Origin of the sequence: Paenibacillus sp. YAF4_2 (assembly GCF_052113225.1) — a bacterium.
Taxonomy (GTDB): domain Bacteria; phylum Bacillota; class Bacilli; order Paenibacillales; family Paenibacillaceae; genus Pristimantibacillus.
This window is the reverse complement of sequence record NZ_JBFRCT010000007.1, coordinates 93,401-108,328: the sequence shown is the minus strand read 5'-3', so window position 1 is coordinate 108,328 and position 14,928 is coordinate 93,401. Positions and strand designations below refer to the sequence as shown.

The 14,928-nt window shown below is 48.2% G+C and carries 9 protein-coding genes; 1 reads left to right on the top strand and 8 read right to left on the bottom strand.

The window, feature by feature from the left end; all coding sequences use genetic code 11:
• Positions 1-20: 20 nt before the first annotated feature.
• From AB4Y93_RS17470 to AB4Y93_RS17460, 3 genes are all read right to left on the bottom strand, one after another.
• Positions 21-863, bottom strand: a complete 843-nt coding sequence (locus tag AB4Y93_RS17470; protein WP_167278677.1) for a carbohydrate ABC transporter permease — start codon at positions 861-863, stop codon at positions 21-23.
• Between the two features lie 2 nt (positions 864-865).
• Positions 866-1,750, bottom strand: a complete 885-nt coding sequence (locus tag AB4Y93_RS17465) for a carbohydrate ABC transporter permease (protein ID WP_441894139.1) — start codon at positions 1,748-1,750, stop codon at positions 866-868.
• Between the two features lie 116 nt (positions 1,751-1,866).
• Positions 1,867-3,144, bottom strand: coding sequence for an ABC transporter substrate-binding protein (locus AB4Y93_RS17460; RefSeq protein ID WP_441894137.1), 1,278 nt, complete (start codon positions 3,142-3,144; stop codon positions 1,867-1,869).
• 150 nt (positions 3,145-3,294) lie between these two features.
• Between AB4Y93_RS17460 and AB4Y93_RS17455 the strand changes: the two genes are divergently transcribed.
• The gene (locus tag AB4Y93_RS17455; protein WP_441894135.1) at positions 3,295-4,353 is read left to right on the top strand and encodes a GntR family transcriptional regulator; all 1,059 of its coding nucleotides are present in this window, start codon (positions 3,295-3,297) and stop codon (positions 4,351-4,353) included.
• A gap of 692 nt (positions 4,354-5,045) precedes the next feature.
• Here the strand turns inward: AB4Y93_RS17455 and AB4Y93_RS17450 are convergent.
• From AB4Y93_RS17450 to AB4Y93_RS17430, 5 genes are all read right to left on the bottom strand, one after another.
• A complete protein-coding gene (locus AB4Y93_RS17450) occupies positions 5,046-5,879 on the bottom strand; it encodes a sugar phosphate isomerase/epimerase family protein (protein WP_441894133.1) in 834 nt (277 codons plus the stop codon).
• A 114-nt stretch (positions 5,880-5,993) separates the two neighbouring features.
• Positions 5,994-11,597 (bottom strand): CIA30 family protein, encoded by a 5,604-nt coding sequence (locus AB4Y93_RS17445; RefSeq protein WP_441894131.1) that lies wholly within the window; start codon positions 11,595-11,597, stop codon positions 5,994-5,996.
• Positions 11,598-11,632: 35 nt separating this feature from the next.
• Positions 11,633-12,457 (bottom strand): carbohydrate ABC transporter permease, encoded by an 825-nt coding sequence (locus AB4Y93_RS17440; RefSeq protein ID WP_441894130.1) that lies wholly within the window; start codon positions 12,455-12,457, stop codon positions 11,633-11,635.
• Positions 12,458-12,461: 4 nt separating this feature from the next.
• Positions 12,462-13,346 (bottom strand): carbohydrate ABC transporter permease, encoded by an 885-nt coding sequence (locus AB4Y93_RS17435; protein ID WP_441894128.1) that lies wholly within the window; start codon positions 13,344-13,346, stop codon positions 12,462-12,464.
• Between the two features lie 86 nt (positions 13,347-13,432).
• Positions 13,433-14,782 (bottom strand): ABC transporter substrate-binding protein, encoded by a 1,350-nt coding sequence (locus AB4Y93_RS17430; RefSeq protein WP_441894127.1) that lies wholly within the window; start codon positions 14,780-14,782, stop codon positions 13,433-13,435.
• Positions 14,783-14,928 lie beyond the last annotated feature (146 nt).

Sequence of the window (14,928 nt, the reverse complement as noted above, 5' to 3'; positions counted from 1 at the left end):
GCTTCTTTAGTATTGGTCTTTTAGCCTTTAACGCCACCCACGGTTAGGCCGGAGACGAAATAGCGTTGGAAAAAGATAAAGACGATCATAATTGGTACAATTGCGAGCACGGAACCAGCAATGAGAATATCGTAGTTGTTACCGTACGGGGTCACGAGACTCGATAGACCAATTGGCAGTGTTAATTTTTCTCCGGAGTTCAGGACGATTAACGGCCATACGAAGCTGTTCCAGCTGGCGAGCGCTTGTACGATAATCATCGCCCCGAAGGCCGGTGTCATGAGCGGCACGAAGATTCGGAAGAAAATCCCGTACTCCGAGCAGCCATCGATTCTTCCTGCATCGAGGAAGTCTTTCGGCAGACCTGCTGCGTACTGCCTGAAGAAGAAGATCGGCAGCGGCGATACGACAAACGGTAAGATGACACCGCTGAACGTATTAATCAGGTTCATAGCAATCATCTGCTTATACAACGGCAGCATGATGATCTCTACCGGCACCATCATAACCAGAAGAACGAACAAGAAGATAATATTACGGCCTTTGAAGCGGTACATCGCTAATCCATAACCAACCATCGAGGAAAGCAGCATACAGAAGATGGTATAGACAACGGTGATGACTAAGCTGTTCTTATACCAGATCAGGTATTTCTCTGCTCCACTTGAAAAAATGAACGAATAGTTATGGAAGGATAATAAGTCCGGCTGCAGACTAATGTTTAGCCCGAAGCGCAACAGTTCCTTTGACGGCTTAAATGATGCTAACAGCAAGCTGTAGAAAGGAAAGACCGACAAGGCCGCAAATAGAACGAATAAGGCGAGTAATAGCCACGTTTGAGGACGATTCCATTTGGCGCTCATGTTTAATCCTCCTTCTTAAACAAACCGAATAAACGAAGTTGTACAACATTGAGAATCATTGTGAGCATCAGCAGGATCATACCGATTGCCGAACCAAGTCCAAGCTCATTTTTCTCAATCCCATTACGGTATAACAATCCGATCATCGTCAGACCAATGTCATTTGGCGAATGGTTGCCGCTCCATAGAATGAAGCTTTCCGTGAACATCGAGTAGCCGCCATAAATGCTGATTGTAATGACATAGATTGCGATCGGCTTGAGCAGCGGAAGCGTAATACGCCAGAACTTGTTCCAGGTATTCGCTCCGTCAATACTCGCCGACTCATAAAGCTCACTTGGAATAGCTTGCAGCGCTGACATAAAGTAAATGATGTTAATGCCTGCATAACGCCATGTAGCTAAGATGACCAGTACAAGCATGCCTGTCGTACTGCTGCCAAGCCAATTGATCGTCTCAAGACCAAATGCATGACGGAATGTGTTCATGACGGAATTATCAAGTGAGCCAAACACGAGCCGGAAGACAATCCCCGCCACAACAACCGAGGTCAAAGCCGGCAGGAACAGGGTCGAACGGAAGAACGCGCTCCATCTCATTAGCTTGGAGTTAAGGAACACCGCCAGCACTAGCGGCAGCGGAATAAGAACAAGAATGGTCCAGAACGTATATTTCGAGCTGTTCCAAAGCGCGGTATAAAAGGAATCGTCCCATAGATTCCTGTAATTGTCTAAGCCGATGAAATGGGTCTGTCCGGGCAGCACTTCCTGAAAACTCATAATAAAGGTCGAAATGACTGGATATACGAAAAAGATAGCTAATGAAAGCACGAACGGCAGCACGAAGACATAAGGGGCGATTCGCTGATTGTATAAAATTTTCTTCATATGCGCTTGCTCGCTCCTCTCCGGATAAGGATAGCTTTGCTGAAGAGCTGGCTAACCAACCCTCCAGCAAAGCGGTGAACTTCCTTTTTACTCTTTAACTTGGCTAAATGAAGTCATCACTTGATACTTGCAGCTGAATCATCCAATACTTGCTTCGGATCTTTCAGATCATTAAGCGCCTGGAACATGGTTTTTGTTTTGAGCACATCGGATACCGCAGGTGTTTTCTCTTTAATGTTTGTAGGAGCGATTTCGTCTTTCAAGCTGCTCAGGAATGTAAAGATATCTTTGCCGAAGTAGTCGGTGTATTTGTTCGACTCGTTCATAGCTGGATCCGTCCAAGCATCTGTACGAATTGGGTCAAATCCGAGCTGTTTCCAGATCTCGATTGTGCCTTCTTTTGATACTTTAGCGAACTCAAGGAATTTCTTCACAAGCTCTTGGTTCTTGGACTGGTTCGTAATAACGGTACCTGTACCGCCCATACCGGAGGAACGCATCTCGCCTTGTTTGAATACTGGCAGTGGCTTGATGATCATCTTGCCTTTCAGATCAGCCATATAATCCGTGAAGCGGCCCATGTACCACATAGGCATCCAGACCGAAGCTGCGCCGCCGCCGTTCATAAACCCGTAGTATTCTTCTGAGTGATGGAAGCCGCCTGGAGCTACGACCGCCACTTTTTCTTTAACGAGCTTTTGCAGGAACGTCAATACGTCAACATTCACTTGATCGTTTAACGTAACATTGCCGTCTTTATCCAAGAAGTCGGAACCATGCTCAACAACGAGCGGCCAGTACGACCATTGGTCAGTAGTCTCAACTGTTGTCATTGGCTTGCCTGTTTTCTCAAGTACTTGCTTGCCGGCTGCTTCGAAGTCATCCCAAGTGATGATTTTGTCGGCATCTACGCCAGCTTGATCAAGAATTTCTTTATTGTAGTAAATAACTTGTGCGCCTACATGGTAGTCGATGCCGTAGTATTGGCCATCTTTCGCATAGTTGTCGAGGCGGGACATAACCAGATTATCTTTATTCGGCTCTACGATATCGTTGAGCGGTACGAGCTGCGGCTCGCCTTTCAGGAAGTTACCGATCTTACTGATCTCAATGTCTGCCATGTCAGGAGCGCCTTTGCCGGATTGCAGCGCAACCTGCAGCTTGTTGTGATTGTCATCGTAAGGGAATGTTGTCGCTACCAGTTTGATTTTTTCATCTGGGTTAGCTTCATTCCATTTGTCCGCCATACTTTCGAAGAATTTCTGATGCAGTTCATTAAAGGTCCAGAAGACTACCTTTGTTGCTTTCCCCGAAGAATTATCGGAGCTGCAAGCGGATAAGACCAACATGAGTGCCAATGCCAAGGTTGCTGTTAACGTAATACCTTTTTTCATTTGACGATTCCCCCTCACATATTGGTTAAGCTTTTTTCTTGCTTGAGTCATTGTAAGCGCTTCACAATTAGATTATAATAGGCGTAAAGTATTATTTATATACCCAATTGGTTATAAAAGCATATTTATTTATTGAGAGTAGGTGTAATAGTGAAAAAGACAGCTTTGTACAAACAGATCCAACTTGAGATTAAAGAAAGGATTGCTTCGGGGCAGCTTCGGCCGCTCGATCGTATCCCTTCTGAACAGGAATTGATGGATGAATTCAAGGTAAGTAAGATTACCGTCAAGAATGCACTGACCGAGCTGGCTGACGAGGGACTGGTTACTCGTATTCAAGGCAAAGGAACTTTTGTCGCAGCGGATCTCAAGCCTGTTGAGGTCAAACCACCTGCTCCCGAGCCGCCAAAAGTACCCATCATCGGCTTCATTATCCCTACTATGAAGACGACCGTCATTCAGAAGCTCGTCGATTATATCGAATTCTACTTAAAAGAAGCCGGTTACCAGATGATTCTCAGCATCACCCGTGAGCATGCCGCCGAAGAATCACGTGCAATCAGCACGTTGGTAGACGCGGGTGTTCAAGGGCTTATTGTATTTCCTACTGAGGATGAGAAATATAACGAGTCCCTGCTCCGTTTATCGCTCGACAAGTTCCCTTTTGTATTCATAGACCGTTTCTTACGTAATATTGAGACTTATACGATTACATCGGATAACGACGGCGGGGCTTACCGGACTGTGACCTATCTCCTCTCCAAGGGACATCGCCAGATCGCACTCATCTCGCCGGAGAATTCTAATACTGCTGTTGAAGACCGGACAATAGGCTTTGAGAAAGCCTATATCGATCAAGGAGAATCCATCGATAAAAGCCTCTGGTGCCATGTTCCGCTTGAAGTACTGCGGAGCGAGCGGGCGCTGGACTATATAACCGATTTTCTGCAAACGCACCCGACGGTTACAGCTGCCTTCACCCTAACGGAGGAGATCGCCGGTTTAACCTGGCAGGCTCTTCAATTAGTTGAGCGCCGTACGGAAGTCGAGCTCTTCTCCTTCGATAATCCCGACATCCCGCATATCCCTTACGTCCAGCAGGACGAGCAGACGCTTGCCCGTTCCGCTGTTATGCTGATGTCTGATCAGATCAAGCACACCTACGATCCGCAGCATATCGTAGTGCCTGTGGAGTTGGTGTTTCCATAGTGTGCGGAGCGGGCGTCCGGGAAAAGGATAGCTTAACGATGTCCGACATCGTTAAGCTGCTGGTAGAGTTACTTTTTAGGAGGCTTAACGATACGGCGCATCGTTAAGGATGCTGATTCCGCCCATTTCGGGCCGATTATTGGCGTCTTCGAGTAGCTTAACGATGCCCGACATCGTTAAGGAGCTGGTAGAGTTGCTTTTTGAGAGGCTTAACGATGCGGCGCATCGTTAAGCCTCTGATGAGACGTTAAGTAGTTAGCTTGAAGGTGGCAGGAATGAGCTCTATTGGCAAACAGTCTGCAATAACCTGCTAAAGTACAGGTAAATTTGATCCACAGCGGCACGACGGACCATCATCATGCAAATATGCAGGTCATTTATGATTTACTCAATTGACCTGCACTTTTACAGCAGGATGTGCTAGTTTATGAGTTACGTTCACAATAACCTGCACATTTGCATTACGTTGGACGACTAGGAGCTGCTGCGGCTCATATTGAGCTGCCTAAGGCAGAAGAGATCAGTCGATTAGTTACTTTTTCGTGCGGCGTGCGGCGTGCGGCGCTTGGTCCAGCACACGGAGTGCTAAGTTACGTCACGCTGCTGCTCACGAAGCATCGTAATCCGCTTTTAACCAAACGCAAAAGGCCCTCCCTATCTATCGGGAGAGCCTTTTTTACGATGAAACACTATTAAATATTAGCAAACACCTTATCGAAGCCGGCTTTCGAGCGCTGGAGCGCCTCTTCCACAGATGGCGTAACGCTGTCGCCTGGGGTCAGAATTTCCTGTGTGACTGCACCTGTATAGCCGATACGTTTCAAGCTGGTTAAGAAGCCTGCCAGATCGATGACGCCTTCGCCCGGATACAAGCGATCGTTATCCAGCACTTCTTCTACTGGAATATCCTTCGCGTCGTTAATATGGACATGGACAATCTGCTCTGGAGTGAGCTGATCGAGATCCTCTGTTGTAAGCCCATTCGTATACCAGTGATAAGCATCCAACAGAAGGCCAACGTTTGGAGTGCCGATTGCATCAGCAAAGGCCAGCGTATCCTCCATAGAATAAATAAACGGATATTTCCATGCCGTACGCAAATGATGCGGACCAACAAATTCAAGTCCAAGCTTAATGCCGTAAGTATTTAACACGTTTGCACATTCTCTTAAGCGCAGAACAGCTTTAATCGTGAACGTTCCAGGTGATAGATCGGTAGCGGGCAAAATATAAGTACAGCATGCTGTGCAGCCCAGTACAGAAGCTGCCTTAGCAAGCTCCTCAAGCTGCGGCAGACCATCCCGGAATGCCTCATCCGAGCCGCGCCATTCTACTGGAAGTCCAAAGGAACCAATAGATATATTGTTTGCAGCAAGCAATTCCTTTGCCCCATCTACTCCGTACGTTTGAATCAAGCTTACTGGATCTAAATCGACCGATTGAAAACCATACTGTGCCGCTAATTCTATAAAAGCTTTGTCATCGCCGATTGCTCCAAGTCCTGCACGAGTTAACCCTTTCAGCAAATAAATCAGCTCCATCCTATAAGTTCCAGTTAGTTACTAGATTCATTATACAAGAGACATCCTCCTGTCTCTATTATAAAAAGGCGCCATAACTCGGCGCCTTTTTATAATGCTTTATGACAGCAGTCTGTCGAGCAGACGTGCTAGACCAACCGCTGCTTCCGCACGGGTAACCTCTTGGCCTGGCGCGAAGTTGTCGCCACCGACACCATTCATCAGACCGGAGGAAAAAGCCTTGTTAATCGCTTCGAGTGCCCAGTTCGAAATATTAGCGATGTCGTGATATTGATGTTCACCAGCGATAACTACCCCGCGCTTCAACTCATAGGCACGGATGATAAGAGCAGCCATTTCTTCCCGGCTGATATTATCATTTGGCGCAAAAGTATCTGCATCGCGGCCATTAATTAAACCGGCCTGTGCAGCTGCCGCAATCGAAGCTGCATAATAAGCATCTGCCTTCACATCCGTGAACGTCAGCTTCTCAGCCGCAGGCAGCTCCAGCACTTTCGCCAGAATAACGGCGAATTCTCCCCGTGTAATAGACCGGTTTGGTGCAAAATGCTCCGCATCAATGCCGTTAATAATTTGCAGGGCTGAAAGCTGTTGAACCGCGTCACTCGCCCATGAATCTGCCGGAATATCTGCAAAATGCTTCGCTCTTGTGAGTACCGTGTAGCTTCCGGATTGTGTGATGAACGTACGGATTACGGCTCCCTTCGCATCGGTACGGCCGCCAGCATAAGTCCACCCGCCATTAGCACCGCTCATATAGATGCCAGCGAGCTTCGGATTAACGCTTCCGCCTACTGGGAGCTGCAGAGAAATCGGATACGTCCAATTTTTCAAGGCTTGCTTGCTGCCAGCTGCCGGCCAGACGCCGACCTGGATATCGTATATTGTTCCTGCTGCCTGCCATTCCTCACCTGCTGCTTGAGGAACGGTTACCGTTCCATTCGAAGAAGTTAAGGAAATATACAAGCTTGCTGCCCCGCTTTGTCCGCTTAGAGCGATCAGTTGAGACGCGGCCTTCAGCGCTTCTGCGTCAACCGTAAGGACTACATCACCAAACGAAATGTGAAGATCACTTTGTCCAAGCAGCTCTCCTGCCTGCAAAGGCAGCTTGAGTGTGGTTACGCCTGCTGGTGCCTTTAGTTCAACCGGACCTTGGCCAGTTGGCTTAAGCTGCCCAGCCGTTACCTCAAGGATCGTCTTATCTTGAGGCGTACCTGGATGAGATGGTCCAATTGGCCCCGTCTCTTCTTGATAAAGACCAATGGAGTCAAAGTACAAGACACCTTCATTTGACTTACTTTCTCCTTGATTGACATACAAGGAAAACTGCGAGATTGCGTCCAGATCGATCTTCCCGTTGCCTGCCGTATTCCAAGGTGCATGAACGAACTGGTCAAACGGCATTTTCAATACTTTAGGCTCTGTACCGGTGAGGGACACGTAATACTCCCAGGCCTCGCCGTCGGATTCTATGAACTGCACAACCAGTTTGTTGCCCGTACCGTCCGGCGTATACCAGAATTGGATACCGTCCTGACCGGTCCAATCTGCTGATCCCAGCAGCTTGGTAGCTCCGGCAAAGGTTGTTGCCGCATCTGGATACTTGTAGGCATATTTCACTCCGTAGCGGCCACTTTCCTTATGATCCGCATCAGGCGTCATCGTAAGTTCGCCGCCCCAAGAGTTACGAGTATAAGCCTTCTGCCCGATAAGCTCTGAGCCGTCATAGAAATCGAAGTTGTCGATGACCGGAATTGTCGTCAGCCCAACATCGTCCAGACTTACCGAATACGTACCTGCTGAGCCGCTGCCCTTATTCACATAAATCGAATACTCAGCAACACTCGACACATCCAGAACGCCATCCCCCGTAGACCAACGGGTACGGCTAAAGCCTGCAAGAGGAATGGTAACAAGCTGCTCTTCTGTGCCTGCCATCATAATCTGTGCTTCCCAAATATCGCCGTCTGTCTCTTTGAACTGGAACGTCAGTCCATGATTCGCTCCATTAGGCAGCATCCAGAACTGAACCGCATTACCGCCTTCTGACCAGTCCATCATACCAAGCGCCTTATTCACACCAGCATAACCAAGAGCATCGGTTAACGTGTAATCCAGCTTCAGTGCGTACTTGCCACCCTTCTTCCAAGTGGAATCAAGAGAAGCCGCAATCGCATCACCGCTTGTATTACGTGTATAAGCTGCACCTGCAAGCGAGGAGGAGCCTTGATAATACTCAAATGTATCAACATCCTTCAGCTTAGCTACCTTCATATCATCCAGATAAATAGCACCGGTACCCGCTTCTCCTGCTCCGCGGTCTACATACACCGAAAACTCTGCAATCGAGTTAATATCGAGCTTCTCGTTATCCTTACTGCTCCAGCTTGGCATAGTGAACAAATGGAAAGGTAGGCTGACGGTCTGCGGTGCTGTTCCTGAAGTCGCCACCTTGGCTTCCCAATACTCGCCGCTAGTTTCCCTCACCTGCACGGTAACTCCTCTGTTCTGACCGTCCGGCTCCAGCCATAGCTGAAGACCGTTATTACCAGTCCAGTCGATCCCGCCAAGTGATTTGGTTACACCAGCAAATCCTTTGCTCGTCAAATCATAGGCCAGCTTCATTCCCTGCTCGCCTTCGCTCTTATGCCCAGCGTCCAGCGAAATCGTCACTGGGCCGCCGTCCGGGTGCACGGTGTAGCTTCCTGCCAGCTTGGCATTATCGCCTCCGTAGCTTTCGAAGGTATCGATCGTTGGCACACGATAAAGCTTAATATCATCAATTATTAAGTTCGTATCGCCAGCCGTCCCGTCGAAATATAAGCCAAACGAAGCGGCATCGCTTAAATCAACGACACCATTGCCCTGACCAACATGGCTGTTCTTCCACCAATCCGGTATATAGAAGTTGCGGAATGGGAGCTGCACAAGTACCGGCTCGTTACCGCTGATGCGGGTATCCGATTTCCACACTTCGCTCTGCGTAGTCATCCCTTCGGTCAATTGCAAGGTCAGTCCAACATCCCTGCCGCCTGGGTTCACCCACAGCTGAATACCACTGTTGCCCGACCAATCAGCTCCTGCCAGATCCTTCTCCATACCGCCCCAGCCTTTGCTGAGATCAGTCGACAGCTTCATCGCGTATGAGCCGCTAACCTTGCCTGCTGCATCAAGCGTCAATGTCACTGGCGAACCACCATCTTGGTTCACTTTGTACGCTGCTCGCAGCGCATTGTTTGATCCTGTGTAGCCTTCAAAATCATCGATAACCGCTGATTTAGTTATCTCCGCTGGAGGATCCAGCTTCGCATTGCCCACACCAATCTGCAGACTGCTCACCTGCGGATTCCAGGTCTGGCCTTCAAAATCCTTCGGCACAACCGGGAATTCAAACTTCACATAACGTGTACCAGAAGGAAGCTGATAAGCGATATATTCAGTCTTCGCCCAATAGCCTTCTCCCATCTTGCTCGACTTCACAACATTCGTGAACTCGGTATAATCGGTACCATTCGCCGACGTATAGAACTTGAAGTCTGGCAAGACAAAATCGGCTGGATTCTGACGAGCATATTCTATGAATTTGAAATAGTTCATATCTCCGTCTGCCTTATAAGCGAACCACTCATGCTCATTAGACGTACGAACCAGACGCTTCGTATCCCCATCGTAGAATTCCGTCGAATCCGATGAAATAGTAAGATTCGCTGACTTCGAGTCCATCTTGAGGAAGTTGTTCAGGTCATCTGTTAAAATCCCGTTCTTAATACTGCCCTGCTGAACAGAATCCGGGAATGTCAGAGCAGTTCCGTCATGCTCGTACTCGATGGTGACCTTGCCGAGTTGTCCTGCCGTAGAGGTGGCCGGATAGTCAATCTCTAGCAGCTTCACACCATCTGCGATTTCTCCGGTTGTATAGACACGCTTCTTCCAAGCACTGCCCGACTCCGTCACATCAGCTTCAACCGGTGTAAATTCGGCTCCATCGGTGGAAGCCGACAAGCTGAAGTTCTGATCGCTTTGGCCCGCTGCAACATAACCTTCCACCTTCACCGACAGCACCTTCACTGGTGTGCCATCCCCGCGAAGCGGAATCGCATATTGCACGCTTTGATTGTCTGATGCCAGTGCTTTCATGCGGGATACATCCCCGCCAAACGAGCTTGGGTCATGGCTTTCATATTCCAGATCCGATGTATAGCTGTACATCTTGCTGAAATTGCGTATTTCATCCAAAATCACATGCTTTGCAACAACAGGCCCTACCGCTGCCGAAGGAGCGGATTCCCCTGCGCTGTTCTTTGCTGTGACACGATAGTAATAAGACTGTCCTGTAACAGCGGTCATATCGTCGAATAGCTGTGATTCCGTTGGAACGGCATCATAGACGTCCTCGCCAATCGTTGTCCAGCCGCTATCCTGCTGCTCGGAACGCTCGAGCCGGTAAGATGAAGCTCCAGCAGACCCGAGCCAGCTGATTGTCGATACGGAATCAACAGGTAGCATAACTGCAGGTGCTGGCTTCTCTATCGCAGGCGGATCACTAATTCCGCGGATCTCGAACGCTTTGTCCCTCAACGTTTCCAGCATATTTGTCTCATCAAAGCCATCGCCAGATGGGAAGCCCGGATAGCGATATGCTCCATAAAATACACCGTTATACGTTGATTCCGTATGCGGATAGAAGCCGCCGTCCCGGCTATGATAACGCAGGCTCCAGATCATGGCGCCGGATGTACCATTTTCGATCGCATTATCTAGGAAGGAAGTGACCTCATTCGTTGGCTTGAACCCAAACTCCCCAACGATAAACGGCTTTTTGCCTGCCGCTTTATTCTTATCAACATTCACCTGGGAAGCATAGCTTGGGTAATGATCCGGGTAGTAGTGATTGGATACGATATCGATCGCATTATCGGTAAGAGAAGCATCGTCGATCCCGTATTTACCGTCAAGAACGAGATGGTTGCTGTCCAGGCTTTTAATATAAGTGGCGATATCATGCGTCCATGTTGTCGTCGCCGGCACCAGCTCATTGCCAGTCTCCCAGGCGAGAATCGTCGGGTCATCCTTATAGGCAACATGGGTGAACGTATTCACGCGGTTAAGCGTGTAGCTAATGACCGATTTGAAGTCTGCGATCAGCTGCGGGTCGGTCCAGAAAGCGTCTTTGCTTTTACCGCGGAAGGCGGCATACTCGTTAATCCCGCCCTGCCATTGATATTGGTCAACAAACGGCAGAATGAGGTGTATACCATATTCGCCAGCGAGCTGGATCATTTTATCGTAGGCAACAAACGCTTCTTCATTAAAGATCAGCTTGCCGTCCGAACCAACGCCCATAATGTGGCGAACCGTATCTGCCGCATCATCCGCTTTCTTCACAGACAGAACATAAGGCCTCGTTACAGTACCACCCATCTGGACAAGCGTCTGGAATGCGTCCGCCTGCTCCCATTCGGTTGGCGTCCGCCAATAAATATCCTCTACCATAGACAAGGTTGGAACGTTAGCGGAAATGAACCGGAACTCCTGATCACCGTCCATCAGCTTATCGCCGCTGCGCGTAATAAATGTTGCCGGGGCTTGTGGAGCTGCGTCTTCCTCGGCGTACACCTTCGTCCCTTGGAGACCAGGCATACAAATGGATGCGGCTACAAGCACCGCAAGGCTTAACGAGAGCATCTTCTTGCGTATAAACATAAGTCCACTCCTTCATATGAAATGGTGACTTTAGATTATTTGACCGAACCGCTGACGATTCCCGAGAAGATGAAACGCTGCATGATGAGATATAGAATAGTCGTCGGAATAAGAATGATAAGCAATGCCGCACACACCACGTTCCACTGCGCGCTGTTGACGCCAACAAAGTTCATAAGCCCTGTGGAGACAACACGCAGCTTTTGCGATGGCATGTACAGATAAGGGATATACATATCGTTGTAGATCGAGATGCTTTTCAGAATAATCGCAGTCGCTGTCGCCGGTGCAAGCAGCGGGAAGATAATTGAGCGATAGATGCGGAATAAGGACGCTCCCTCAATCATCGCATTCTCATCAAGATCGTAAGGGACATGGCGAATAAATTGCAGATACAAGTAGATCTGAACCACGTCCGTACCCAGATAGAGCAGAACCGGACCGTACAAGGAGTTGAACAAACCTAGCTCTTTAATAATGCCGAAGGTGGCCACCTGTGTCGTAACGGAAGGGATAAGCGTAGCCACTACATAAGCGCCAAGGATCCAGGACTTCAGCTTGAAATTAAACCTGCCCAGCGCAAACGCCACCATCGTGCCCATCAGCACATTGCCAATAACAGACAGCACGAGAATAATACCTGTGTTCGAAAAAGCCTGAAGCATATCCCCGCGGTGAAACACCGTCGTAAAGTTTTCGAGATAGGCAAACGAGTTAGGAAAATCAAAAACCTTCGATTTGGCATACTCCTCATTGCCCTTGAACGCATTCAAGATGACGACATAAGGAGGGAACAAAATAACGAATACAGCTACAAGCAGCACCGCGTACTTTAGTACATTAGCAATCGTACGGGACATTTTTTTATTCCTCCCCCCGTAAGATCAGCTTTCGCTGTACAACGATAACCAGCACAACGATAAAGAGCAGCACCATCCCCATCGCTGAGGCGAGGCCATAATTGCTGAAGTTGAAGGCTGTCTCCACACTCTTCGTCACGAAGGTCTGGCTTGCACCGGCTGGACCGCCCTTGGTCATGACAAACGGCAGGTCAAATACTTCTAATGCTCCGCTGACTGTAAGCAGCATACTCAGCTCGACAATCTTGATCATGCTCGGCCAAGTAATGTAGAGGAAGGATTTAAACGGCCCTGCTCCATCAATCTTTGCCGCCTCATAGAGATCACCTGGTATAGATTGTAAAGCTCCTAAATAAATAACCATATTAAAGCCCATGAACTTCCACATCGAGATGAAAGCGAGCGAATAGTTGACGATACCTGCGTCTCCTAGCCAGCTCTTAATCCAGGACTCCAGCCCCATGGAAGTAAGCAGCGCATTAAGCGAGCCGTTCTGTGCGTCGTAGACATATGTGAACATATAAGCAATCGCAACACTGTTCAGAATGTATGGCAGGAAGAGCAGCACCCGAAACGTATTGCGTCCTCTTAATTTCGAATTAAGCAGTACCGCGAAAAACAAAGCTAGAATGTTTTGGACGATCCCGCCCATGAAATAGACAACATTATGGGAAAACACTTTGAAAATATCCGCATTCGTGAAAATTTCCTTGTAGTTACTGATGCCTACCCAAGCCTTTTCCGGGCTGTAGCCATCCCATGAGGTAAAGCTCAGCCAAGCCAGATAAATCGCTGGATAGAAGGAAAATACCGCAAGCAGCAGCAGCGGAACCGTCAGGAATGAAAATAAGATGACATAACGCTGTACCTTGTAACTCATTGCAAACATCGGCAGCCCTTCTTTACTTCGTGATAAGGAGGAAGAGAAAACGTTATCGAAGAATACCGATAATCATCTTCTCTTCCAGCGACTTACTATTTTCCTAATGCAGACTTAGCATCTTTCCACTTCTTGTTGTAAGAAGCAAACACTTCTTTCATGTCTTTGCCCATAATAGCGTCTTGTGCAAATGCGCTTGTGTCGAATTGCATTTTGTTCGCGATTGCTAGGTAGTCATCGTTCTCAGCAGCCATCTCAATTACTTTTGGATTAGTCGCCATAAACTCGTTCAGTTGAGCAAGCTTAGGCTGCTTGTCTTTCAATACTGGAATAAAGCCAGCATAGTCGTCATAACCGGATTCTTCGATTAGGAACTTGAGGAATGCTTTTGCTGTATCCGGATTTTCGCTGTTCTTATCAATACCGTAGTAGTAGTCGGAAGCCAGGATAACCTTCGCTTCACCGCTGTTGTCGAGCGGCAATGGGAAGAAGCCTACATCTTCAGCAGCAGCGCCGTTATCCACGACTTGAGGTACTACCCAGTTGCCAAGCAGGAACATCGCGATTTTACCGGAAGCAACGTCTTTCTTCGAACCTTCCCAGTTCGTCGACATCAGGTCCTTCTCCACATAACCGCTGTCTACCATTTTCTTCAGGATCGAGAACGCCTGCCAGTGAGGACCGTCAACGGCGAATGGTTCGTCCTGTGTAGCCATTGTGTTATGCAGGGATGGGTCATTTGCGAAAATAAACGCCTCTTGGTCCCAGCCGTACAGCGGCCATTTGTCTTTAAAGTTTGTCGCGAGTGGTGTAATGCCAGCTGCTTTCAGCTTTTCTGCATCAGCATAAAACTCATCAAGCGTTTTTGGTACAGCTGTAATGCCGGCTGCAGCAAATGCTTTTTTGTTGTACGTTACGCCCATCGCTGCGCTGCCGGAGGAAATACCGTATAGTTTGCCGTATTGGCTGCGGTTGTCTTTGAAGTAAATGCGGTCGTTCAGTCCCAGATCATCAACCGGCAGGTAGAAGTTCGGCAGATCCGAGTTTTTCACCGTGCCCGGGATCAAGCTGATATCGGCCAGCTCGTTGGACGCCATACGAATTTTTGTCGTTTGGTCATAATCTTTGATCGCTTCAATCTCAACCGTTGCATCCGGATATTTCTCGTGGAATTTATCTGCGTAAGTTTTAAGCTCTGTATCTACGAGGTCCGTCCGGTTTGTTGTGAATACAACCTTGCCGGCAATCTTCGGTGCAGCTGGCTCTTCCGTAGCTGTGTTCGTTGCGACTGCGTTGTCTGCTGTGTTTGTTGCGGCAGCATTGTCTGCCTTGTTGTTGCTTGCTGGCGTACCCTCTTTATTGCCATTGTTCGAACCGCACCCTGCTGCCATTGACATTGCAAGGCCTAGTACTGCCACTGTGGAAAGTAATTGCTTTTTCTTCAAACTCGACGCCCCCTCGAATATGTGTTGAATGCGCTTACCTACAAGAGCAATTATAGGGAATGCGCTTTCATAATTTAATGTCGTGAGCTTATATTTATGGTCTTTTTTTTGGGTCTTAAACTTTTTGCAGATACATCGGATGAATA